The organism is Paenibacillus sp. 2KB_20 (assembly GCF_052115765.1).
Classification (GTDB): domain Bacteria; phylum Bacillota; class Bacilli; order Paenibacillales; family Paenibacillaceae; genus Paenibacillus_AQ.
The window spans coordinates 35,981-61,005 of the sequence record NZ_JBFRHH010000013.1; the positions used below are offsets into that span (position 1 = coordinate 35,981).

Here is a 25,025-nt window from a genome sequence, read left to right on the forward strand (position 1 = left end):
GATTTAACATAGAATTTACAAGACTTTTACAAATATATCATTGAATATGTCAGTGACATTCATTAAGTTTAAATCAGATCCCTTGCGGATTACGAGTCGACTCAACGATTAGAGGGATAATTTGATGAAAGATGTACGTTTGATTAAACAGAATCAATTATATCACCGGGTGGCTGATCAGGTAATCGAGATTATTCAGAGCCGTAGGCTGCGGCCGCATGATCCTGTTCCATCCGAAGGAGAGCTTGCCAAGCTGTTCGGCGTGAGTCGAATGACGAGCAAGCTGGCGCTTCAAAAGCTGGCAGAGCAGGGACTGGTGTACCGCCTGCCCCGAAGAGGGACCTTCCTTGCCCAGCCGATAGAAGGATTGATGGCCGAGGGAGGAACTTCTCCCCAGGTCATCGAGGCGGCGCCGAGTGTGGACAGGCCGTTCGGACAGATCGCACTCATTATGCCCCATCTATCCGATTACACTTCCAGAATCATCGCCGCCGCCGAGGCTGAAGTGCGAAAGCACGGGTGCGACCTCATTTTAAAAATGACGAAGGACTGCGACGATGAGGATCTTTGTCTGGAAAGGCTGGCCGAAGGAGGGATCACCGGTATCATTCTGTTTCCTCAGGGGCGGAAGACCTGCAGCGATCAGGTGCTGCGACTAAAGTTGCGCAAACTGCCGCTGGTGATCATCGATCGTATTTTCCATGAAGTGGAGATCGATTGCGTGTATCACGACCACTATATGGGCTCTTATCAAATGACGAAGTATTTGATCGAGAAGGGGCACCGGGAAGTCGGATACACTTCGAACCCGATCGACAATATCACAAGCCGGAAGGAACGGTATCAAGGCTATATCCAAGCGCTGCTCGACCATAAAATTCCGGTGAAGATCCAGAACATTCATTTTCGAAGCGTCGCTTGCGATACCAGCCGCATTAATGAGTGCGATCCGGAACAGGAGCGGTTTATTCAGGACAACCCCCGGATGACGGCCATCATGTGCGGGGATGACCATGTCGCCATCTCGACCATTCACACCGCACTGCAAATGGGGATTCCGGTTCCTGAAAAGCTGTCCATCGTCGGGTTCTCCGATATTCAGTTAGCGGCATATATTCCGACCCCGCTTACGACGGTTCGACAAGATACCGAGAAACTTGCCCGATCGGCCGTTGATTTGCTGATGAAGCGCGTTGGCAACTCCAACGAAAATCCAATCACCATTAAAATTCAAACATCGATTGTAGAACGACAATCCGTTCAGTCCAGGACGTAAAATGGATCACTACAGTGGCAAGGAGACATGACTTTGAAAATTCACTTTCTAGGAACTGCAGCCGCAGAGGGCTTTCCCAATGCCTTTTGCCGCTGCGAGCATTGTAACAAAGCGCGGGAGCTTGGGGGAAAAAATATCCGCACGCGAACTTCCGCCATCCTGGACGATGTCATCAAGTTTGACTATTCCCCGGATTCCTATATGCAGGCGCTGCGGGACAATATCGATCTGGGAGCAATCGAGCACCTGTTGGTCACGCATTCGCATTCGGACCATTACAATGCCGTTGATTTGGAATGCCGCAGGGAAGGAATTGCGCATGGCCTTCAGCATCCGATGCACATTTATGGGAATGGTACGGTGATGCATCACACGCGTGCCGCCATCGGCCGCTTTGAAGGACAAAGGTATCAATTCCATCTGTTGCGCCCGTTTGAGACCTTCGCTATGGGCGATGCAAGGGTAACGCCATTGTTGGCGGATCATGACCGCATGGAAACCTGTCTGTTATACGTGATCGAAAAGGAAGGAAAAAAACTGCTGTACGGGCACGATTCGGGCTGGTTCCCGGATGCGACATGGGCATGGTTAAAGGGCAAAAATCTGGATTGCGCCATCCTCGACTGCACGCATGGATATACGGGGAACTCCCGCGACCGCAATCATATGTGCGTGGAAACGGTGCTGGAAGTCCAGCGCGAGTTCCAAAAAGAAAATATCCTGAAGCCTGAAGGCCAAATCGTCGTCACACATTTTAGCCATAATTCCAAGCTGCTTCATGAGGATTTTGTCCGCATCTTCAGCCCCGTCGGAATTTTGCCGGCATATGACGGGTTGATCATCAACATTTAAACCAAATAAAATGACACGATCAAAGGAGAGTTAAGGGAATCATGAGAAAACTTTCAATGGCGCTACTTCTCATTATGTGTGTGATTGTATCGGCTTGCGGAGGCGGCAACAATGCCGGCAATGCAAACTCGGGCACTTCGGAGCCCGGGGCTCCGGCCGGGTCGGAATCGTCGTCTACGGAACCGGTCCAGAATGAAAAGTTGATCGTGTACACGAATGCGAACTCTGACGGCCGCGGCGAATGGCTGATTGAGAAAGCGAAAGGTGCGGGCTTTGACATCGAAATTGTCGGAGCGGGCGGCGCCGACTTAACGAACCGGTTGATTGCCGAGAAGAACAACCCGATCGCGGACGTCGTATACGGCTTGAACAATATGCTTTATGAGAACTTGAAAAAGGAAGACGCTCTGGCTAAGTTTGTTCCAAGCTGGGCCGGAGATGTTGAGCAGGGCTTGAACGATCCGGAAGGCTACTATCATGGCCTTGTGAAGCAAGCGATTCTGCTGGGATATAACCCGAACGAATTCACGGCCGAAACCGCGCCAAAGGACTGGACCGACCTGTATAAGAACGATGCGTACAAAGGGAAGTACGAAGCCCCAACCCTGCTTGGACAAAATACGCCTCGTCTTATTGTAGCGGGCATTCTGACCCGTTTCCAAGATCCGAATGGTGATCTCGGTATATCCGAGGAAGGCTGGAATGAAATTCAGCAATTGTATGACAACGGCGTCAGCGCAGTCGAGGGCGAAGACTTCTATGCCAATTTGGCCAGCGGCAAAACGCCGCTAGGGGCGCTCGTTTCCGGAACCCTGCAGCAGAAGGAAGAGCAATATAAAGTGAAAGCAGGCATTGTCAGTCCCGAAGTCGGCGTACCGATGGTCGTGGAACATGCGGCGCTTGTGAACGGAACGAAGAAACAGGCAACGGCGGAGCGGTTCGTGGAATGGCTCGGATCCAGCGAAATTCAAGGAGAATTTGCGGCTGAGTTCAATGCCATGCCGGCAAATACAAAAGCGGTCGAGCAAGCCAATGATTCCGTCAAGGAGCTGTTTACTTCGTTAAAACCACAAGATTTCGATTGGGCCTTTATTGCCGAAAACATGGATCTGTGGGCGGAGAAAATCGAGTTGGAGATTATGCACTAAATAACGGAATGGAGTCAAGCCGGCTGCATATTGGGAACGCCAATATGCAGCCGTTCATTCAAGTACAACAAAAAGGAAGATAATAATATGATTACATTCCAGAACGTTGACATTAAATTCGGAGAATTTCATGCGGTCAAAAACCTTAATTTGCATATTCGGGAAGGGGAATTCTTCACGTTCCTCGGTCCCTCGGGTTGCGGGAAGACGACGACCCTCCGCAGTCTGGTCGGGTTTATTATGCCTACGAGCGGACAGATCCTGCTGAAAGACACCGACATTACCCGTTTGCCGATCGAAAAAAGAGAGATCGGGATGGTATTTCAAAGCTATGCGCTGTTTCCGACGATGAATGTGTACGAGAATATCGCTTTTGGCTTGCGTGTCAAGAAGTTTTCCAAGGCGGAAGTGGACCAGAAGGTAAAGGACATTGCTCGGAAGGTTGATCTGAAAGATGATCAGCTGTTCAAGAAAGTATCGGAACTATCCGGCGGCCAGCAGCAGCGCGTTGCGATTGCCAGGGCGCTGGTTTTGAAGCCAAGCATCTTGGTACTGGACGAACCTTTATCCAACTTGGACGCCAAGCTGCGGGTACAGCTGCGCAATGAGCTGAAACAATTGCAGAAGAAATTCGGGATCACAACGATTTATGTCACGCACGACCAGGAAGAAGCGTTAACGCTGTCCGACCGAATTGGCGTATTCAATCATGGAGTCCTGGAGCAAGTGGGCACACCCATGGAAGTTTACAATCAATCTCAAACCGAGTTTGTATGCAATTTCATAGGAGATATTAATCGGATCGATCCGCGGATGGTAGAGAACAGCCGGTTGAAGGATATTGTTCAGCCAGGGAATATCGCCTATATCCGCAATGAGAAGGTAAGCCTGCTGCCCCTGCAGGGGATCGATACGGTCCAACTGAAAGGCAATATTGCAGACCGGGAATTTTACGGTTTATACAGCAAATACCTATTGGAGATTGCCGGCGGCGGACGGTTAAAAATCATCGAAATAGAAAGCCCGCTCGTCCATCATGAGGTCGGTGACGATGTAGACATCTACCTCCCGGCCCGCGATATTTTGCAGTATCCGATGAAGGAGGGGGAAGCATGAATGCCCGGAACCTGAGCACCCGGCTGGCTTCCATAAACCCTTTCTCTATCCTTTTATACGGGTTGATTGTCTGGTTTGTCATTGCCTTCCTGATTTATCCGAACTTGAATATTTACGGCGAAATATTCTTTAAGGACGGCAAATTTACGCTGGAAGCGGCAGAGAAGCTGCTGTCGTCCGAACGCGCGATGAGAAGTTTATACAACAGCTTTATTCTCGCTTTTTCGCTTGTCATTACGGTAAATGTGGTGGGCATTACGCTGGTTTTGATTTCGGAATATTTCGATATCAAAGGCGCGAAGATTTTGCGGTTGGGTTACTTTACGACCCTGATTTACAGCGGAGTCGTGCTGGTGTCCGGCTATAAATTCGTCTATGGCGAAGAGGGGTTTATGACCAAGCTCTTAGTTCAATTGTTCCCTTCTTTTGATACGACATGGTTTCATGGCTATTGGGCGGTTCTATTCGTCATGACGTTCGCCTGCACGTCCAATCACTTTCTGTTCCTGAGCAATGCGATTCGCAAAATCGACTTCCAAACGGTGGAAGCCGCGAGAAATATGGGGGCGTCTACTGGGTATATCCTATGGCGGGTCGTACTTCCGGTCCTGAAGCCTACGATCTACGCGCTGACGATCCTGACTTTTCTCACCGGCCTGGCTGCGACGTCCGCGCCGCTTATCCTCGGGGGCAAGGAATTCCAGACGATTACGCCGATGATTCTGACATTCTCGAGAAGCATGACGTCAAGAGACTTGGCTGCGCTGCTGGCTCTTATTCTCGGAGTGGCCACACTGGTGTTGTTGACCGTGATGATCCGGTTCGAACGTAAGGGCAACTTCATGTCGGTCTCCAAAGTCAAATCGGAGCTGGTCAAACAAAAAATCCGCAGCAAATCCGGTAACATAGCCGCTCATATTCTGGCTTACGGCCTGTTTGTTCTCTACATCGTTCCGGTTGTGCTGATCATCATCTTTTCGTTCACCGATGCGGCCAGTATCTCGACCGCCACGTTGAATTTGAACAGCTTCACCTTGGATAATTACATTCAAGTGTTTTCATCCATGTCGGCATTCAGGCCTTATCTCGTAAGTATTCTATATGCCGCGGCAGCCTCGGTCATTGTCGTCGCATTGGCGCTGGCCGCGTCAAGGATCTTACATAAATATAAGAACAAGTGGGCGCTTGCCCTCGAATACGCATTGCTGATTCCGTGGATTCTTCCGTCCACGCTGATTGCAATCGGACTGATCGTAACCTTTAACACGCCGAAGCTGATGATCGGGAATACGGTGCTGGTTGGCACGGTCTGGATGCTTCTGATTGCCTATGTCATCGTCCATATTCCTTTCACCCTGCGAATGGTCAAGGCCTCTTTCTTTAGCTTGGACAGCAATCTGGAAGACGCTGCAAGAAATTTGGGTGCCAAACCGTTCTATACATTCAGAAAAGTATTGCTGCCGATCATTCTACCGTCGACGCTAGCTGTTCTTGCCTTGAATTTCAACGGAATTTTGGCCGATTATGACGTTACCGTGTTCCTCTATCATCCTTTGTACCAGCCGTTAGGAATCGTCATCAAGAACAGTACGGATGCGCAGGCGCTAGCAGATACCAAAGCGTTGACATTGGTTTATTCAGTGATATTGATGATCATGTCCTCCGTTACTTTATATTTCGTTTATGGAAGAAACAGCAGATCCTGAGGGCACCGGGTTTACTTGTCACACAGGGACATGCTCGGTACAACTAGATAACACCAGCGATCCGTAAAGAGGTTTTTCCACTATGAAAAAGACAAGGGTTAGGGAAACAACCGATTCCACACATAAAATATCGAAGATTGAAGCTTCAGTTAAGGCCCGCCGGAAGGTTCATAAAATCTCTGCTCGTTGGTTGAGCAGAGATTTTTTTGCGAACATATTTCTTACCAGGCTAAGCTATAGATCAATAAAGCCATCATCTATGATCTCTGAACAGGCGCGGAATAATGTTGGAGCTCATCCCAATGGGGTGTCGCCATGTTCGCGCGAATTTTCAATTGATCAAAAGCTTGCTGTAAAGCAGTCATCTCGTTTGCTGACACCGCCTTATCACTTAACAGGATTCTGCCAATCGGGGTTGATAGCATTATCTTCAACAGGATGTAGAACAGCTTCCTTTTTTTGCGGGCGAATTGCTTTTGAGCAGCAGGCGTAACCGTAAATCCGTTTTTCTCCAACACTTGATGCCCTTCATCTACAGCATGGATAACAAGCTTGAGAAGCTTTTTGTCTTTTGCGGCTCTGCGCAAATTACCGTGATATGTAGAAGCAATGGAATTCAATGCCAAGATCATGACAAAATGACTTTTCAGCCACTCATTCATATTGTTCTGGTAGGTCCACTTATATTTGGTGTTAACCAAAGCCTGATCGATCACCGAACGCCAAGACAGCTCCTCACCTAAACCGCCGATATTGATTTTGGTTCTTGGTCCGCGTACGCTAATGACCCGGCCATTCTCTCTCCAGCCAGCGATCGACTGAAAAGCGAAAGCAACCTTTTTCGTTACCGGACTATGGGTTTGCAAATACTTCTCCATTTCCCCAGGACTCGCATTGTTGCCCATTATAACGATGTGGCTGCTATGGTTCGCTGCAAGTGCAGGCAGTACCGCCTCGAAATCCGGATATTTCATCACAACAAAAATAAGATCATAAACATCGTCAGGCTGTAGTTCCCGGATCACCCTTACGTTATGAACCGTTGTTTGGAACTGAAAATAATGCCGAATGACATTGCCGCTCTTTTCCAACTCATTCGCTCGTTGTCCTCTGGCCAGCATCGTGACGTTGTGACCAACACGCACCAGCTCGTGGGCTAAATAACTGCCCAGAACCCCAGCGCCATAAACCAATATTTTCATAGTAACTCCTCCATTAGGGTTAAACGATTTGATCAAACTGTGTTTTCTCAAACACTTATTTTTGTTTTCAGTATAGTTTTTAAATAATTGATGCAATATTTAAAAATTACAGCTTGATTCTATATGGATATCGACCGGACTGTCAAGAAGTTTTTAAATATCGACCCCGAAATTTAAAAACCGCTCTTTTTATGGTAAACTACTTGTAGCGACGAATACGGGAAGTGAGTGAAAACGGATGAATAAATTCGAGATAAGAACGCAGCAAAAGAAGGATGCGATCATTCATGCCGCATTAAAGCTTTTTAAAGAAAAAGGCTTCATCCATGTCAGCATCAAGGACATTGCCGAAGAATCCGGTGTATCGTCTGTATCGCTGTATAACTACTTCGGCAGCAAAGAAGGGGTGGTTACTGAATGTGCGAACGTTCTGATGCAAAATACCATCCATATGGCCAAGGAGCTGTTGAAGCAAAATATCGAGTTTAAAGACAAGCTATCCCAAGTACTGGAGATCTGTTCTGAGCATGACTATCAATTGCTTTCTACACCGGGTGCAGTTGAGGATCAGGTGCTGGCGAGCTTATATAGTGAAAACACCAATAAAATTAGAACTGAGCTTATTCAGGAATTTATTGAGCTGGGGAAGAAGGAAGGGGCGATTCATTCTTCTGTTTCTCTGGAGACCCTTTTGGAATTATTAAGTGTTGTCGGGACGCTCCAAGCTTCCTGGGCAAGATCCGGGAATTATAAAAATAAGATGGCTGAACTTAACCAGCTTCTCTTGTATGGTTTCGTTGGACGCCACTAAAATCAATCATAAAATGACCTCCGACGATCCAGGTAGGAGGTTATTTGCGCTTAACGATGCTTACGGAAACAACGCAAAAAAGGAAATTAGCCTCCCAAGGAGAACCATATACTACTTGAAGGAGGATGCTTTTTATGCCTAAAACCATACTTGTTGTTGATGATGATCCGGATATTATAGAGATGCTTAAACTTTATTTGGAGGCAGAAGGATACAGGACTTTGGAGGCTTTCGACGGGAAAGCAGCCCTAGAGCATCTACAAAGCAAGCACGTGGATCTCGCACTCTTTGATATCATGATGCCGTTCATCGACGGATTCCAGTTGCTCCGCATGATGCGGCAGGATTATAAAATCCCGGTCATTCTCATTTCGGCCAAAAATCAGGAACTTGATAAAATAACCGGTCTCAAGCTGGGGGCAGACGATTATGTTTCCAAACCGTTCAGCCCGCTCGAAGTGATGGCGAGAATTCAGGCCCAGTTAAGACGTTCTTATGAGTTTAATGAGCCGTTGGAGTCGGAAGCTCCCACGTTATCCGAAACCTGCGTCGGGGACTTGCTGCTGGATCACCGCGAATGCATGCTGTACATAAAGGGAACACCGATTTCGCTGAGTGCGATCGAGTACAAATTATTGAAGCTGTTCATGGGGGAACCGGGGCGCGTATTTACGAAAAAGATAATTTTTGAACAAGCTTGGGACGAGCATTATCTGGCTGACGATAACGCCGTCATGGTCCAAATCAGCAGGCTGCGCGATAAAATCGAAGCTTGTCCGAGGAAACCTGTTTATATCAAAACCATTCGCGGGCTCGGATACCGATTTGCGAAGAAAGATGAGTTACAGCCATGAAATCTCCTAATCGTCTGCAGCGTTCGCTGATTCGCCAATATATTTTTTTCTTTGTTACGATTGCACTTATTGCCGTGTTTTCGCTATTTGTATTAAATGCGTTGATCTTGGATTATTTTATGGAGGCTACCGGACCGGTCAAGACGGAGGCTGGAATCATGGGCAGTCCAACAGCCGTGCCAGGCATGGACAGTGATCAGCATGAGAGAGTATTTTATAAAATGGCCTTCCAAGCCCTGCTGCTCTTTCTCGCATTGTTTGCAATTACCGTTTATGTCTTCGGAAGATGGACGGCTTCCCGGCTCACCACCCCGCTTAGCTCCATAGCGGACGGCATACGGAACATCGCCAGCGGACACTACCACAAAAGACTGAATTTTAAAGCGAGTTATGAGCTTGCGGAAATTCAGGACGATTTCAATGCTATGGCGGAGCGGCTTGAACGGATGGAGAGGGAAAAGCGAGAGCTTGCGGAGAGCAAGCAGCGAATGCTGATCGACATTTCCCATGACTTGAAGACACCGATGACGACCATTCAGGGTTATATCGAAGCGATGGAAGTGGGGCTCGTCGATTCGGAAGAGAGAAGGCAAAAAATCCTGCGTTTGATTTCCGACAAAGCCAGTCTGATGTCAGAGCTGATCGACGGTATCTTCGAGCTGTCAAAGCTGGATAGTCCCGACTATCCTCTTGCTGTTGAGGCATCCGACATTTCAGAATTCACAAGGGAAATTGCAGCCGAGTATTACGAGGTGTTCGAAGAACAGAAGTTTCATTTTCAGTACGATATTCCCGATTGTGAGATCATCGTCCCATTCGACGCCACCTGGTTATACAGGGCGGTTTCTAATATCCTGTCCAACGCAATCCAATACAACCCGCCCGGTACAACTGTTGAATTGAAATTGGCAGCGACGGGAAAAGGAGTCGAAATCCACGTTTCGGACGATGGCATCGGAATCCCGGATGTTATGAAGGAAACGATTTTTGATGCCTTTGTCCGCGGAGACCAAGCCCGTAAAAGCGATGGGGGTACGGGTCTGGGTCTTGCCATTGCCAAACAAGTGGTAGAAAAACATGGGGGTAACATCACGCTGACCACGAACGGGCATACGAACTTCGTTCTTTTTCTGCCTGATCATTTGTAAGATTACTGAAAGGTTCAGGAGAGTGTAGAGAAAGAATTCTCCGATATAATCAGAAGTAGAACCAATAACGATATGGGGATACAGGAGGACTGGAGAGATTGGAAATACAAAAAGAGACAGAAACAGAGAAGGATGTTACTTTTGTTCGAAGAATAATGGCCAACCGAAAGCGACGGGGCCCGTTATCCCCTGGATGGAAAGGTGCGTCACTTGGCCTTGGCGTCATCGCCTTTATCCTGATTCTGATCCAGGCCAATTATCTGTTGATGGGGCATGGTTTCGGTAAATTCATCGTCAGCACATTCCTGTTTGTCTTAGCGGCAGCGCTTATAAGCGGCCTGGCTGCATTATTGCTGCACGGAGTCAAGAAACTGCCAAGCCGTTATATGTGGATATTGCTGTGCTCCCTTATCATGCTTTTATTCTCTTTCATAGGGCCGCTGGAAGTCTCGGTGGTTTTCATCGTGTTGTTTGCCGTAGTTTTTTCTTTGTTTGGTGCATTGGTTTATAAATTTGCAACGGGAAGTTACAAGCAAGCGTCCAACACTAGGAAGATCGGCGCCCTGGCCTGTTTATTCCTGATCACTGTCGTGATCGGCGCCGGCAGCTTCTGGTTGATTCGGGCCGGGGATGAAGCCGCTCCGGACGTGACCTTAAAACAGCTGAAGACTTCAACCCGATATGATGGCGCTTCGATGAAAAACCCTGCCGAAGAAGGCGAGTATTCCGTCAAAAGCCTGTTATACGGAAGCCCCGACAATTACAGGAAAGAGTTTAACCAGAGCGGATCCCTGACCACCCAAACGGTGGATGCGTCCAAGTTTGTTGAGAAATGGTCGTCCTTGCGTACGAAGTCGCTTGGATTTGGACCAGAGGCCTTGCCGTTAAACGGTAAAGTGTGGTATCCCGAAGGGGAAGGCACCTTTCCGCTTGTTTTGATCGTACATGGTAATCACTTAATGAATGATTATTCCGATCCGGGTTATGAATATCTCGGCAGGCTGCTGGCTAGTAAAGGGTATATTTTTGTCTCCGTGGATGAAAATTTTCTTAATGTCTCTCCATACGAGGATATGTTCCTGATTAGCCCGCTGCTGAGTGAAAATCCGGCAAGAGGCTTGCTGCTGTTGGAGCATTTGCAAACCTGGAAGGGATGGAACCGTGATCCGGACCATCCGTTTTATCAAAAGGTCGATATGGAACGAATCGCCCTCATCGGGCATTCCCGAGGCGGCGAAGCGGTCGCGATCGCGGCAGCCTATAACAAGCTCAGCCGTCATCCGGACCATGGCCACATCAAGTTTGACTATAACTTCTCGATCCGCTCGCTCATATCCATTGCGGGCACGGACGGGCAGTATAAACCTCAAGGCAAACCGCTGCCGCTGCAGGACGTGAATTATCTGGCTTTGCATGGAGCTCATGATATGGATGTCATCAGCCTGGACAGCGTGAAGCAATATCACCGGATTAGTTATACTAAGGGCACAAATTACATGAAATCGCTGGTCTATATTTATGGAGCTAACCACGGCCAGTTTAACGGAGGCTGGGGCAGAGGGGATGTGGCAGGCTTGGGGAACCAAATGTTTAACCTACGTCAAATTATGCCGTGGGATGAACAGGAAACCATCGCAAAAGTGTTCATATCTTCGTTTCTGGATGCCACGCTGAAGGACCAACGGCAATACCGGGAGGTTTTCAGAGATTTGGGTTATGCCAAGGAATGGCTCCCCGATACCCTGTACATCGGCAATTATTACGATTCGCAAACGATCTTACTGGCGGATTATGAGGAAGACGTTGATTTGCAGAGCACCACAATTCCCGGCGGCAGCCTGATGGGCGAGAACCTCCAGCAATGGAAGGAGGAAAAGGTGAAGGTCAAAATGGGTGAAGCGGCTTACAGCGCGGCTCGCTTAGGCTGGAATTCGAACGGATCTGTCAAACCGGCATCCTATACGGTTACTTTGCCGGATCACGGAGTCAAAACAGGAAAGGAAAGCTCTATCGTATTTTCCGTAGCGGATGTTCGAGGGAAAGAAGAGGGTAGCGACCCGAAAGAGCTAATCAATTTTACGATTACCGTCGAAGACAAGAAGGGCCATCAGGCAAGTCTTCCCCTTAGCCATATATCCAAATTGCCACCTGTCATTGAAGGTAAACTGCTGAAATGGCCATTTTCTAAAGCAGGGAATACCTCGGAACCCGTATTTCAAAGCTATGATTTCCAGTTAGGTGATTTCTACAAAATGAATCCGGATTTCAATCCGGAGCAGCTAAACAAGATTCGTATGGAGTTCAACCTGACCGAGCGGGGAACCGTGCTGCTTCGTGATATTGGCATTCGATCATAAACGATAAAAAGTCGCCTGAAATGGCGACTTTTCGTATTAGTACGCCAATCATGAACTTCTTGGAGCAGAACTGGTGGTACGAATCCTAATTTTCTACTTGTTATGTTTTTGCCACAATTATTCTCGAATATCAATAGAAAAAACAGTATAATAAAAACAAACAAAACTAAACAAAAACATTCGGATAAGGCGGTGGCAGGGATGAATCAGAATTTTTTACATCCGGCAGATCAGCTCCTTCAATTTATCAATCGTATTTACAATCATGGCATGACGACCACGTCCGGGGGCAATCTGTCGATCAAGGACCAGAACGGAGATATTTGGATCACACCGGCCGGGGTGGATAAAGGCTCATTAACCCGGATGGATATGGTATGCGTGAAGGAGAACGGCACGGTCCTGGGCATTCACAAGCCGTCCAGCGAGTTTCCGTTTCACAGGCTTATCTATCAAGCCCGTCCGGACTTGAAAGCGATCATTCACGCCCATCCGCCCGCACTGGTTTCGTTCAGCATTGTCCGGCGCATTCCGGATACCAGGCTGCTTCCGAACGAACGGCAGATTTGTGGCGAGATCGGGATCGCGCCTTACGCCCTGCCTGGAAGCGAGCAGCTCGGGGAGAACATTGCGGCTGTTTTCAAGCGCGGGATCGACACAGTTATGCTGGAGAACCATGGCGTTGTGGTCGGAGCTGGGGACCTTTCTCAAGCGTTTAACCGGTTTGAAACCCTGGACTTCTGTGCGCGGCTGGAGATCGAGGCGCGTCGACTCGGAAATCCCGTCCTGCTGACCGATGAGGATTACGATACCGTCCGCAACAAAAGCACGCTGCAGCTGGATACGTATATCTACGACACCTGCACGTCGGAGGAAAAAGAAATTCGCCGCGATATGTGCGCACTAATGCGGCGTGCGTATAAACAAGGTTTGTTCACCAGCACGCAGGGCACCTTTTCCCATCGATTGATTGGAAATGATTTTGTTATCACACCCTACGGTAAAGACCGCACCGATCTGGAACCGGGTGACCTTGTCCGTATAGAGAACGGCAAAGCTGAGGCTGGCAAACAGCCAAGCAAGTCTGTCTTTCTGCATGAAGCGATCTACAAAATGCAGCCGCATGTCCATTCGGTCATTATCGCGCATCCTCCCAACATTATGGCATTTGCCGTAACCGATACCGCTTTCGATTCAAGAACGATTCCAGAGAGTTATATCTTGCTTCGTGGAATGCCAAAGCTTCCCTTTCATGCGGTTTACAACGAGCCTGAGCGTACCGCTTCGCTGTTTAAAGCGAGTACGCCGATTGCCATCGTGAATAATAATTGTGTCATTGTTGCCGGTCAGAGTCTGCTTAACGCGTTTGACCGATTGGAAGTTGCCGAGTACAGCGCCAAGTCCATTCTGTCGGCAAGAACGCTCGGCAATGTCATCCATATCGATGACGACCGGATTCGCGAGCTTGAAGCAGCGTTTAATCTGGAGTAGGAAGTTCATTGGAATACCTCAGCTGTACGAAGGCTGTCGCAGTAATAGAGCGGCAGCCTTTCGTTTGTTCTGGCATCGATGAATCGGCCTCTGTGTGAAAATATTCCTTTCCAGAGCGGTATTTGCATGAAGCTTGGCAAACCATTCTTTACAACAATATAAAAATTATCTATTATATAAATAGACCAAAGTATAAAATGTTTGTTTTTTAAGAAAGAGGAGGAACCATGAAAATACCTGCTTCAACAAATCATAAACCCGTGATTGTGTCGGATAACTATGGGAAAGTGGATGGACGATTTGCATCTAAGACAGACGTAGGAGCTCTATCTTTGGGATTGACCGAGCAGAACGAGGATGGTAGGGCGCATATTGCCGCCAAGATATGGAGAGCTGAAGAGGAAAAAGGGACCAGTTCATCTGATGAGATCCCCATCCATCGAATTCTGGATTTATCTATTCTCATTTGCAGTGCCCTGACCCATTTTAGCGAAGCCTATAGATTTGAACATTTATATGACCCACAACATCCTATGATCGACCGGATCGGATTGCAGGGGAACGCCATGACGGTGGCTGTTTGCACGGATAATGAACAGATTCAGGAGGATATCAAGCTTTTCAACGAGGCATTGAGCGATAACGGTGAGATGATTGGAGAACGTCTGCGCACTTTAACGAGAATGTTAGAAGAATTGGGATATGCGCGATGAGAAAGTCGCCGAACGTGGAGTTACGAAACTTTTCCTGTGTTCAGCGTTAACGAGAGTTTGGAGGTGAGCGGTCATGATAGACCAGAATGACTTTGCATCTAACGTGCTGTCTCCTGGGAGAGCATTAACTGAGGAGGAACAGAACCTTGTCTGGAAAAAACCATTAACGCATAAAGTAAGCGAGGAAGAACGGCGAATCACGAATGAGATCAAGCGTAATTGGCATCGCGGCGAGATGAAAATCGCCAATATTCTATTGGAGGGAGATGCCGGCTCCGGAAAAACGCAGCTCGCCAAGGCGTTATCCGCAAACTTCAGGCTACCCTATACCAAAGTAACTTGTTTTGCCGATATGGATAAATCGGATATCCTTGGCGCCATTTTACCGGTTATTTCATCGGATCGAATGAAGCAGTTGGAAGCTGCGGACCAAGCGGCCTTGAGAGCATTATACGAAAGTGACGGCTTTCGAAGCTCAACGGAGATTTTAATGGAGGCGCTGGGGATTCCACAAGAGATGGCTTCCGCGAAGATGAAGCAATTATTGAAGCTGGCCGCGAATAACGCTCAGGATGGAGCTGTAGAGTATCGATTTTACGCTTCCGAGATCGTCAGAGCTTTTCAAAAGGGCTATCTGCTGGAAATACAGGAACCGAATGTGATTCGGGATGCTGGCGTATTGATGGCATTGAATTCCGCATTGGAGCCGAGCGGCAGCCTTAATCTCCCAACGGAGATCGTGCACCGGCATCCGGATTTCATAGCGGTGATCACGGCAAACCGCAGTTATGCGGGATCGAGACCGCTTAACGAGGCATTGCGTGACCGGGTTCAGCACACGGAGAAGATGGACCTGCCGACCAAAGAGATCATGATGGAGCGGGCAATGGCCAAAACCGGTTATCGGAACGATGAAATGCTGGACGTGCTGGCAAGCGTCATTATTCTATTGGATAAAACAGCACGGGCTAATGCCATTAAAGGTGTGGCTGGCATGCGTTCCTATTTCTATTGGGTGGATGCCGTTGCTCAAGGTGCTTCTGCGAGGGAATCCCTTTATCATAAAGTAATCTACAAGATAACAACCGATTCGGAAGAGATCAAACTGCTGGAAGATGCGCTGGAAGGCGAAGGCTTAATGGATATGTTAGAGGAAGTTCCGCTTGAAATGAATAATAAACGAAATGCAGAGGCAGTGGAGATCACGACCTGGAACAGCGATATCGAGCTGGATTCCATTCCTGATGGGCAAGCTGGGGAAGAAGGTATCCGGTTAAAAAAGTCCGCTGAAAGCGAAGGTAGCACATCCATTCCTTCGGATGAATCAACGGATATGGAGAGTGCGGATTCGGGTGAAGACGGATCACCGCAATATCACCAGGCCAATCCCGAACCCATGACGGAAGAGGAGAAACAGAAGGAGCGGAACTTCCGCAAAAAGCTGAATCAAGTTTCCAGATCCATCGTGTCCGATTCGATTCATCAGTCTGTTAAGCTGATCGTTCACCGTCCTGAATATGAACCGATCCAGCAGGAGGAATATTGGAGTCTGAGTAAGGGGCTTATGCCCATCGTGCGGGAAATCGCCAGACAGACGCTGCCGCTATTGGAGCATGAGATCACCGCGGAATATGCCAAAAACCATTACTATGGTTCTAAATTTCAGGCTGATAGCGTGGCCTATCGCGATTTCAGGTATTTTGCCAAGAAGCGTCCTCCGACGGAATCCCCTGGTCTTGTGGTCGGTTTGAGGGTGGATGAATCCGCATCGATGGCTGCTTTCGGAAGACTGGAGGCGGCCAAACGGGCGGTCATCGCGGTCTATGAATTCTGTCAAATTTGCCATATTCCTGTTTTAATTTATGGGGATACTGCGGATGTTTCCCGTTTGGAGCAGATGTCCATCTTCGCTTATGCCGATTACAATCAACCGGATATCCGTGATCGGTTCAGGTTAATGGGGATCCGAGCCAGAAGTAATAATCGGGATGGGTTGGCTTTAAGAATTATGGCGGAACGGTTAGCAGCTTCACCGAAGCAAACCAAGCTGTTGATCAGCATCAGCGACGGGCAGCCAAAAGCCATGGAAGACTATACAGGAAATCTGGCTATTCAGGACATGCAGCAGACGCTATCTGAATACGAAAGAAAAGGAGTCAAATTTCTGGCGGCAGCCATCGGTCAAGACAAGGATGTCATTAGTCAGATCTATGGTGTCGAGAGGTTTTTGGATATTACCAACCTGAATGAGCTGCCAGCAAAATTGGTGCGCATTATTTCTCGGTACTTGTAATATATCAACACTGAACAGCTTCAGCCTGCGTGTCTTTATGACATGCGGGCTTGTTCTATTAATATTCGTGAATACCTGAACATATCTTCTAGTTCGTACTTGGTAAATTGGACATGTGCCCCGTTCAAACATTATAGTTAAAAGAATGAGGATGGCGTCATTTTGGCGGATTTTTTTCGGTGTTGTGAATCGATGCTCAGCTTTAAATCTTGAATATGTATACATAAGTAAGGGAGGACATGTATGGAGCAACCCCGTATTTGGCCGGATCGGTTCAAGCGCTTTTTCCTGAACAATAAGTTTGTGCTTTTTTTGCTTGTTCTGTTGCTGGTTGGACTCAACGTGTTGGTTATAAGCAAGATTTCGTTTGTGCTGCATCCGCTCGCCGTGTTAGTCAAGACAATCGTTTTGCCGATCATTTTATCAGGAATTCTCTATTATTTGCTGAACCCCCTGGTGGATTTCATGGAGAAAAGGAAAATCAAGCGCGGATGGTCCATCCTGATCCTATATCTGGTTATTGCCGGTATTCTAACGATTGTGGTGCTCGCGGTCATTCCGGTGCTGCGCAACCAGATTATGGGACTGATTGACAATTTCCCGACATATAGCGAGAAGGTTAGACAGCAGTTTGAAGATCTAACGGGCAGCGAGTTGTATAATCAGATCCAAGAAACCATGAACATTAATTCCCAAGAATGGTGGACAACCGTCACGCAGAAAGCAACGGAAATTCTGAACCATACGTGGAGCAGAGTGGGCGGGTTCCTAGGTGCTTTTACGGAGATTGTGTTGTCGATCGTGACCGTACCTTTTGTGCTGTTTTATATGCTGAAAGATGGCAAAAAGCTCCCTCAGAAAATATTGTCTTTCCTGCCGACGAAGAGTCGTTCCGGAATTTTGCATGTACTTCAGGATATCAATCATCAGATCAGTTCCTTTATCCGCGGGCAGATTATTGTGAGCTTCTGTATTGGGATTCTGCTCTATATCGGTTATATGATCATCGGTCTGGATTACGCGTTGATTCTGGCGATTATTGCATCGTTCACCAGCGTGGTGCCCTATCTGGGACCCGCAATTGCGATCACGCCAGCGCTGATTGTGGCTCTGGTCACTTCTCCGGTCATGCTGCTGAAGATGGTTGCGGTATGGACGATCGTGCAATTAATCGAAGGGAAATTCATCTCGCCGCAAATCATGGGCAAAACGCTTAAGATTCACCCCATTACGATTATCTTCGTCATACTGACGGCCGGTAATCTGTTCGGTGTGGTTGGCATTCTGTTAGCTGTTCCTGGCTATGCGGTACTCAAGGTTTGTGTGTCCCATATTTTCGAATGGTTCAAGGACACATCGGGCATGTATGATCCTCCGAATAGCAACACGCTGAAATAGTCTTTTGGACTGGCTCATCAATAGAATCAGGAGGTGTTCATTTGATATACAACATCCAAGATTTACAAAAGGCCTATCTGGCCGGGGGAAAGCGGAAGTTTCTGTTCTTCTGGGGTCATACGCCTCCAGCCGACGGCAGCGTTAGTAACAGCTGCTTCAGTCAGTGGTGGAAATGCACCTTCCTGATAGATGGCGTATCTTATAACTGTACTGAGCAATACATGATGGCAGAAAAAGCACGGTTGTTCGGCGATCATAAGATGCTAGAAGCGATTATGAAGGCTAAACATCCCAAAGAGATGAAAGCATTCGGTCGTGCTGTCCAATCCTTTGATAACGAGGTTTGGGAGCACCATTGCTATGACATTGTGAAGCGCGGGAATTTGGCTAAATTCGAGCAGAATCAGGAATTAAGGTTGTATATAAGCACAACGAAAAATCGGATTTTGGTTGAAGCCAGTCCTGTAGATCGGATATGGGGAATCGGCTTGGCGAAGGACGATCCGAACGCTGACAATCCCATGAAATGGCGTGGAAAGAATCTGCTTGGTTTTGCACTGACAGAAGTTCGTGATCAATTACAAGAACAAGGAAGTCATACTGACTGATTCATAAAGGATGTAATCTTTGAAGGCTATAATATAATTTGCTTGCGAAGTCGCCATTTCGGCGACTTTTTTTAAAAAATAAAAAAAGTAGGTTCTTCACAAAGCAATAGTAGGTAAATTCAACCATGCTTCATCCTGAAACGTGGATTCATTGCAAAAAAGAATCCGAATTAATATAATGGATATCACAGGTCCATGTGATTCGAATTAAAGGAGGAAACCGTCATACAGTTTTCCAAAAGCGTTGATTACGCTCTGCACGCCTTAATCCATTTGGCTCATTCGGAGCGTGACCAAAACATCGGAATCAAGGAGTTATCTGCGACGCTGGGCGTTTCGGAAAGCTATTTATCCAAAATCATGTCCAAGCTGAGACAGGATGGAATCGTGCGAGCAGTGCCGGGAGTGAACGGAGGCTACGAGCTGGCCAAGCAGGCCGAGCAGATTACATTCCTTGAAGTGATACAGGTGATCGAAGGAAGGCAGCAGCTCTTTGAATGCTCAAATATGAATTCGCGGCAGCACCGTTTGCTGACCGAAGAGAAGGCTGCCGAGAAACAAGAGGACCATCCCCGTGAGTGCGTATGCCTGGTCAAACAGGTGATGGACGGTGCCGAACGGCAATTGAATCGATACTTGGAGGAGCAAACGATCCAGTCGGTATTGGACGCGGCATCAAACCGTGGCAGCTGTGATGAAAACAAGAAGTGATGATCTGTTGGAAAAGCATATAGAAACCGTTGACAACCAGCGGCTGCAGGAAGAGGAGCTTCAAACTCACGTCCATATAGTGTTCAGCCTCTCTGAAGCCGGCTCATTAAAAGTTGCGCTCAGTCAACTTGGTAAACGTGAGGAATCTCGGGTAGTCGCATTTAATGATTGATTTTCAGTCGGTCCCATCACGGGATTGAGGGTTATCACATGTTTAAGAAGTCGCCATTGGCGGCTTTTTTTGTTTTGATTTTGTTTCATTACGATTTTCTATTGACCGGACGTTCAGTCTTAAATTATATTAGAATCATAATCTGGATAATCATTCATTGGAGAGAGGAGTTTTCAAATGGATTTAGCTTATCAAACTCAAGGCATTGGGACACCTGTTGTGTTGGTACACAGTCCAGGTGTAGACTCAAGAGAAAGGAAGTATATTGCCCCGCATTTAGCTCGGAGCCATCAAGTCATCACGTATGATGGTCGGGGAACGGGAAAATCTCCAGCGCCGCAAAAACCAACCAGCTTGGTTGAAGACCTGCGAGCATTGCTTGATCATCTGGAAATTGACAGCGCTTCGCTTGTCGGTCATTCCATGGGAGGGCAGGCAGTTACGGATTTTGCCTTGACTTACCCTTCCAGGGTTGACCATTTAGTATTAATCGCACCATCGCTAACCGGATTCGAGCACTCTCAGCCATTCATCGATTGGATGGCCCAAGTAAATGCATGCGCACCAGATGTTAACCGTCTGGTTGAACAATCGTTGAGCGGTCCAAATTATCGTGTGACGATGTCCAGCGCTGAACGGGATTTTTTGCGCGAGATGCACACGCTGTATATGACAAGAGTGTTTAGTGAGTGGAAGAGCTTTGAGGTTGTATGGCCGATGCCGCCAGCCATCGAGCGGTTGGAGGAGCTTGTTGCAAGGACGCTGTTTATTCAGGGAACGGTCGAATGGGAGGATATGCAACGAATTGCGGAACAGTTCAAGCGTGTTCAAGACATCCGTTTCGAGGTAATCGATGGGGCTGACCATATGGCCACGCTGACACATGCAGAAGAACTTGCTGGTTTGATTCTTACATTTTTAGAAGGTACCTTATCTTCAAAAGGGTAAAGGTATTCAGCGTGGTAATGATAAGTATCAGCATGTGTTCGCGATATGGACATTATGGATTTATGCAATATGGGGGAAATCACAATGAATGAGCAGTTGCTTGCGCGTAAGCTGGAACTTGTGAAAGCTGAAATAGGAGAAATGACTTATCAAACCATTGAAGTAATCAACACTGGATGCGAGAAAGATGTTGTCATCTTAGACAAAACAAACGTTATCTCTTTCTATCGTGATGGTTGAAACTCTCCAGAATAATCCTCGCAAGCCGGATTTTCAAAAAGGGTATAGTAGATTTTTTGATAGAGAATAACATACACGCAAAAAGCCGCATAATTGCGGCTTTTTTGATGAATTCATGCAATTTCTTTAAGCGAGTAAATGAAACGACATGTAATCATTGTGACTAGATATCTCTAATAAACGGCAGGTGGGGGCGACGAGGTTCCATGCTCCCTGATTGCCTCGATTCCTCACTTTTCAGCTTTCTTCCCCGGTACAGCCGGTTGTACTTTTTTAGACGTCTCCTGGCTCGTCTCAAAGCTAATCGGCGTGATGCCTTTTGCTTGCCACACCGTGCCTCTACGCTCGTATTCAAATAACTTTTCGATGGCATTCGCAATCTGTGGCCCGACTTCACGCTCAACCAAATACAAGGCCACATCTAGTCCGGAAGTAACACCTCCGCCAGTCACTAAGCGAGGACCATCTTCCACGATTCTTGCATCAACCGGAATTGCACCGAGAGCTCCTAGTGCACCCATGCCTATCTGATTGGTGACAGCATATTTATCCTTCAATAAACCATCCATAGCCAGTAGCAATGAACCTCCACACACGGTAGCCACCGTAACTTCCTTATTATTCATAGCTTGTTTCACCATACTGGTTAAGCCCGTATCCTTAGCCTGCCTTAATATGTTGGGGATTGCATCTGCGGTATTCCCCGCTGGCTTTCCCGAAGCTCCAGGAACTACAATAATCCCGGGACGATTAGGGTCTAATACGGCTTGTGCTTCAAGCGTGGGTCCATCCAGCCCGCTCGGAACCGAACGCTTACCTTCTGCAGATACCAATTCTACCGTAACTTTTCCTCCAGTGTACATTCCAGCTGCAGCAAATACTTCATAAGGCGCTAATGCGTCCAGCAGATCAAATCCATCGAATAATACGATTTGTACATGCACGCTTTTGTCTTTGGATGGATCCTGATTCTTTTTTGTTTCCGCGCTTGCTGCGGGGGCTAACAGACTTAGAACGAGCGTAAACGACATGAGTAAGCTAAGTATTCTTTTCATTCTTATACCAATTCCTTTCGATTCGTTCTGATGATCATTTCAGGAATAACTAGCAGCAGCGCAATTGAGCCGTATACGCCGATGGTGTAGCTGGTAGCGTAAACATACCCGAATCCCTGATGAAAAAGGGAAGTAATGAGATGAATCAACATGTTCGTGAAGCAAAAGGCATAACTACGAATCATCCAATTTCGATGACAAATGATCCGTTTCCTCTTGATTTGGACGAGCGCCGTAATGGTGATAAACAGCCAGATCATATTCAGCAGATTGAATCCCATACTGCTTAATTTTCCGCCAGTGGCATAGGGGGCCATATATCCGGAAGTCAGCACAACTAGCAGTACGGATACGATATATACATAGCCGTTTATGCGATGGAGCCGGCGGCTTCTTTCAAATATTCGATTCGAAAAGTTAACCAGTCCCGATGCCATGGCCATACATGCGAATGCAACATGAACGTACATAACATTTAGCCAAACCGGGAGATTGAGCTCGCGCTTCAGCCCGGTCTTATGACTTAAAAACCCCGAAGCAGCGGGATCGATCCAATAGTTTTTTACCAAGGCGTGTAGTATAAATAGAATGCTGATACAGGCCAGCAATAGATATAACGATTTTCGTTTCTTCATCCGCTCGCAACTCCCGAAACTCTAGATTTGATACACACCATTCCTGGTAAAGAAAAACTCGATCGACATACATCCTTGGAAGCCATTATCGCGTGTATGCCGCGGTTTTTCTTTTTTACGATCAGGAAATCCGATTTCCTGTTAATTTGGATGCAGGCAGAAGGCCAGCTTTGGCTATACCGACCATGTGATCTCCATCGACGACAACTTCAAATTTGAGATTCAAGCGCATGGGTTTCGTGATTCGTAGTGACCAGGCCAGCTTGTTATCCTGAAGCACAGGGTTCATAAACTCAATGGTTTCATCCCCCTGCGTTGCCGTGCCCTGGATCATATCGTTCCTTGTCAATATGGAGAGCTTGACCTCCATCTTCCCGACGGGCGTAGCGATAGTGGTCTCCCAATCCCCGTCGAAGACCGATGCCTGTATGCTTTTGCTATGCTGGGAGCTGGGCGTGGGTGTCATCGCTGTTATGTTCACCGCGACATTTGGTTCGTCACTCGTCACTGATTTATTAACGTTAGGCTTTATCCCTGTATCCTTCCAGACCGTGCCTCTTCGTTCATATTCGAATAACTGCTCGACCGCGTGAGCGATACGAGGCCCAAGTTCACGTTCGACCAGATATAGCGCTACATCGAGTCCTGAAGTTACACCGCCGCCAGTGACCAGATTACCGTCGTCCACGACGCGAGCCGAGACGGGAACTGCTCCAGTTGCACCAAGTAAGCCCATGCCCAGGTGGTTCGTTACCGCCGGCCGGCCTTCTAAGAGGCCTCCCATAGCAAGAATCAGGGAACCGCCACAGACCGTAGCGACTGTAATGTCTTTTTGCTGGAGAGCCTGCTTGATCAACCTGGTCAATTCGGTACTCATGGCCCGGCCAAGAATAGCCGGAATCGAATCGGGCCCATCACCTTCGACGTCGCCGGACGCGCCCGGAACGAGAATGATGCCCTCACGTTCCGGGTCCAGTCTGCCATTTGCTTCAATCTTCAACCCGTTGATGCCGCTAGGCACGGATCTTGCTCCTTCGGCCGTGACCAATTCTACGTTTAACTCGTTTTCAGCATTCATGGCTGCGGCACAAAAGACCTCATAAGGAGCTAACGCATCCAGAAGATCGAAGCCATCAAACAACACGATTTGAACGTTTAGCATCAATAAATTCTCCTTGTCTCTATTTGGTTAGAAGATCTTTCAACATGCGATATTCCTTCTCATCAATTTCACCTTTGGCCATTCGGTTCTTCAGAATCATAGCGATATCATCCTTTTGATCGTTTTTGTAACGATGACGAATCGTGTATACTCGAACCGCCAGGAAAGAGAACAGCGTGAGACAAAACAAAGCGCCAAAAGGAAAGAACGAGAAAGCGTTATTTTCCAAACCCATATGTAAACCTCCTTTATCGATGACTGCGCGGGAAGATCACCCGAAATATTGGCTGTCTGTGTGCGCAAATAGAAGCATAACAAACGAATATCTCAAACGAAGATGTAGAAAGGTCACAAAAGTATAAACAAATCATCACAATACATAAGCTCGCGTTAGTTCTAGCTAAAAAAATGATAAACTAGGAAAGCAAAGGTGGGATAAACATGAGTGTTTTCAAGACGATACTGGTTGTAGACGATGACCAAAGCATCGTTGAGTTATTAAGAGATTTTCTAGAGAATGACAACTTTCAAGTGAAAACTGCTTGCGATACCGCTCAAGCGTGGGACATATTTAAGCAGAACTCCATTCATTGTATTGTTCTGGACATTATGATGCCGGGACAAAACGGATTTGAGTTTTGCCGCCGGATTCGCGGGGAGAGCCATGTTCCGATCCTGTTCTTGAGTGCTCGCAGCGATGATGTGGATAAGATTCGAGGCCTGACTCTCGGAGGCGATGATTATATTGTTAAAACCGCTTCACCTGGTGAAATCGTTGCCAGAGTGAAAGCGGTATTGCGGCGTTCCGCTTCCCCGCAGCAAATGGATAGCAGGGTCTTGGATTACGGGCGAATCAAGTTAAATCTGTCCACAAGAGAAGTACTAGTGGATGGAAATAACGTCGTGCTCACACCCAGGGAATATGAGTTGCTGCGATTATTTGCCGAACACCCGAGACATGTTTTCTCCTATGAACAATTACTAGCGAAATTTTGGGATGGGGTGGGCGACAGGCACACGATTCGGGTCCATCTCAGCCGACTTCGTGAGAAAATCGAAGCTGATCCGAACCAACCGATATTCCTGGTCAACGTATGGGGAGTAGGGTATCGCTTTGAGGGAGGGTAAC

Annotated in this window: 24 protein-coding genes; 19 read left to right on the forward strand and 5 right to left on the reverse strand. The window is 47.4% G+C overall.

The features are described from left to right. Nucleotides 1–124 precede the first annotated feature (124 nt). The 5 genes from AB4124_RS27185 (at nt 125) to AB4124_RS27205 (ending at nt 6,098) form a co-directional block, all read left to right on the forward strand. On the forward strand, nt 125–1,276 hold the full coding sequence (locus AB4124_RS27185) for a GntR family transcriptional regulator (RefSeq protein WP_441974779.1): 1,152 nt from the start codon (nt 125–127) through the stop codon (nt 1,274–1,276). Nucleotides 1,277–1,309: 33 nt separating this feature from the next. Then, a complete protein-coding gene (locus tag AB4124_RS27190) occupies nt 1,310–2,128 on the forward strand; it encodes an MBL fold metallo-hydrolase (RefSeq protein ID WP_326098047.1) in 819 nt (272 codons plus the stop codon). A gap of 41 nt (nt 2,129–2,169) precedes the next feature. Then, nucleotides 2,170–3,276 carry an extracellular solute-binding protein gene (locus tag AB4124_RS27195; RefSeq protein WP_215160803.1) on the forward strand — a complete coding sequence of 369 codons (1,107 nt, stop codon included), beginning with the start codon at nt 2,170–2,172 and terminating at the stop codon, nt 3,274–3,276. An 87-nt stretch (nt 3,277–3,363) separates the two neighbouring features. After that, nucleotides 3,364–4,392, forward strand: coding sequence for an ABC transporter ATP-binding protein (locus AB4124_RS27200; protein ID WP_379405157.1), 1,029 nt, complete (start codon nt 3,364–3,366; stop codon nt 4,390–4,392). Beyond that, the gene (locus AB4124_RS27205; protein WP_379405159.1) at nt 4,389–6,098 is read left to right on the forward strand and encodes an ABC transporter permease; all 1,710 of its coding nucleotides are present in this window, start codon (nt 4,389–4,391) and stop codon (nt 6,096–6,098) included. The genes AB4124_RS27200 and AB4124_RS27205 overlap by 4 nt, the downstream gene beginning before the upstream one ends. A 257-nt stretch (nt 6,099–6,355) precedes the next feature. Here AB4124_RS27205 and AB4124_RS27210 read toward each other — a convergent pair whose 3' ends face one another. Further along, entirely contained in the window at nt 6,356–7,300 is a 945-nt protein-coding gene (locus tag AB4124_RS27210) for a ketopantoate reductase family protein (protein ID WP_441974780.1), read from the reverse strand. A 238-nt stretch (nt 7,301–7,538) separates the two neighbouring features. Between AB4124_RS27210 and AB4124_RS27215 the strand changes: the two genes are divergently transcribed. From AB4124_RS27215 to AB4124_RS27275, 13 genes are all read left to right on the forward strand, one after another. After that, nucleotides 7,539–8,111: a TetR/AcrR family transcriptional regulator gene (locus AB4124_RS27215; protein WP_430200853.1), complete on the forward strand. Its 573-nt coding sequence runs from the start codon at nt 7,539–7,541 to the stop codon at nt 8,109–8,111. A gap of 134 nt (nt 8,112–8,245) precedes the next feature. Beyond that, the gene (locus AB4124_RS27220; RefSeq protein ID WP_441974781.1) at nt 8,246–8,965 is read left to right on the forward strand and encodes a response regulator transcription factor; all 720 of its coding nucleotides are present in this window, start codon (nt 8,246–8,248) and stop codon (nt 8,963–8,965) included. Then, nucleotides 8,962–10,113 carry a HAMP domain-containing sensor histidine kinase gene (locus tag AB4124_RS27225; protein WP_430107568.1) on the forward strand — a complete coding sequence of 384 codons (1,152 nt, stop codon included), beginning with the start codon at nt 8,962–8,964 and terminating at the stop codon, nt 10,111–10,113. Before AB4124_RS27220 ends, AB4124_RS27225 begins: the two co-directional genes overlap by 4 nt. Nucleotides 10,114–10,211: 98 nt before the next feature. Then, the gene (gene bahA / locus AB4124_RS27230) at nt 10,212–12,470 is read left to right on the forward strand and encodes a bacitracin amidohydrolase BahA (protein WP_441974782.1); all 2,259 of its coding nucleotides are present in this window, start codon (nt 10,212–10,214) and stop codon (nt 12,468–12,470) included. A gap of 201 nt (nt 12,471–12,671) precedes the next feature. Then, nucleotides 12,672–13,961 (forward strand): class II aldolase/adducin family protein, encoded by a 1,290-nt coding sequence (locus tag AB4124_RS27235; protein WP_430107571.1) that lies wholly within the window; start codon nt 12,672–12,674, stop codon nt 13,959–13,961. A 227-nt stretch (nt 13,962–14,188) separates the two neighbouring features. Beyond that, a complete protein-coding gene (locus tag AB4124_RS27240; RefSeq protein WP_430107573.1) occupies nt 14,189–14,674 on the forward strand; it encodes a DUF6530 family protein in 486 nt (161 codons plus the stop codon). A gap of 73 nt (nt 14,675–14,747) precedes the next feature. After that, entirely contained in the window at nt 14,748–16,967 is a 2,220-nt protein-coding gene (locus AB4124_RS27245) for an AAA family ATPase (protein ID WP_441974783.1), read from the forward strand. 243 nt (nt 16,968–17,210) lie between these two features. Next, nucleotides 17,211–18,365 carry an AI-2E family transporter gene (locus tag AB4124_RS27250; protein ID WP_076323368.1) on the forward strand — a complete coding sequence of 385 codons (1,155 nt, stop codon included), beginning with the start codon at nt 17,211–17,213 and terminating at the stop codon, nt 18,363–18,365. Between the two features lie 41 nt (nt 18,366–18,406). Further along, entirely contained in the window at nt 18,407–18,973 is a 567-nt protein-coding gene (locus AB4124_RS27255; RefSeq protein WP_339293357.1) for an NADAR family protein, read from the forward strand. Nucleotides 18,974–19,198: 225 nt separating this feature from the next. Continuing rightward, on the forward strand, nt 19,199–19,684 hold the full coding sequence (locus AB4124_RS27260; RefSeq protein ID WP_441974851.1) for an RrF2 family transcriptional regulator: 486 nt from the start codon (nt 19,199–19,201) through the stop codon (nt 19,682–19,684). After that, nucleotides 19,668–19,856 (forward strand): DUF1835 domain-containing protein, encoded by a 189-nt coding sequence (locus AB4124_RS27265; RefSeq protein WP_430107577.1) that lies wholly within the window; start codon nt 19,668–19,670, stop codon nt 19,854–19,856. The genes AB4124_RS27260 and AB4124_RS27265 overlap by 17 nt, the downstream gene beginning before the upstream one ends. A 177-nt stretch (nt 19,857–20,033) precedes the next feature. Next, nucleotides 20,034–20,804, forward strand: coding sequence for an alpha/beta fold hydrolase (locus AB4124_RS27270; protein ID WP_441974784.1), 771 nt, complete (start codon nt 20,034–20,036; stop codon nt 20,802–20,804). Between the two features lie 84 nt (nt 20,805–20,888). Beyond that, the gene (locus AB4124_RS27275; protein ID WP_430134132.1) at nt 20,889–21,044 is read left to right on the forward strand and encodes a hypothetical protein; all 156 of its coding nucleotides are present in this window, start codon (nt 20,889–20,891) and stop codon (nt 21,042–21,044) included. 230 nt (nt 21,045–21,274) lie between these two features. Here the strand turns inward: AB4124_RS27275 and AB4124_RS27280 are convergent, their stop codons facing one another. The 4 genes from AB4124_RS27280 to AB4124_RS27295 form a co-directional block, all read right to left on the reverse strand. Next, nucleotides 21,275–22,099, reverse strand: coding sequence for a DJ-1/PfpI family protein (locus AB4124_RS27280; RefSeq protein ID WP_441974785.1), 825 nt, complete (start codon nt 22,097–22,099; stop codon nt 21,275–21,277). 2 nt (nt 22,100–22,101) lie between these two features. After that, nucleotides 22,102–22,734 carry a DUF2306 domain-containing protein gene (locus AB4124_RS27285; RefSeq protein ID WP_430107584.1) on the reverse strand — a complete coding sequence of 211 codons (633 nt, stop codon included), beginning with the start codon at nt 22,732–22,734 and terminating at the stop codon, nt 22,102–22,104. Nucleotides 22,735–22,855: 121 nt separating this feature from the next. Beyond that, a complete protein-coding gene (locus AB4124_RS27290) occupies nt 22,856–23,896 on the reverse strand; it encodes a DJ-1/PfpI family protein (protein ID WP_441974786.1) in 1,041 nt (346 codons plus the stop codon). 19 nt (nt 23,897–23,915) lie between these two features. Continuing rightward, complete coding sequence (locus AB4124_RS27295) at nt 23,916–24,131, reverse strand: hypothetical protein (protein ID WP_379405190.1); 216 nt, start codon at nt 24,129–24,131, stop codon at nt 23,916–23,918. Between the two features lie 206 nt (nt 24,132–24,337). On the opposite strand from AB4124_RS27295, the gene AB4124_RS27300 reads away from it, so the two are divergent. Beyond that, nucleotides 24,338–25,024 carry a response regulator transcription factor gene (locus AB4124_RS27300; RefSeq protein ID WP_076323376.1) on the forward strand — a complete coding sequence of 229 codons (687 nt, stop codon included), beginning with the start codon at nt 24,338–24,340 and terminating at the stop codon, nt 25,022–25,024. Nucleotide 25,025 lies beyond the last annotated feature (1 nt).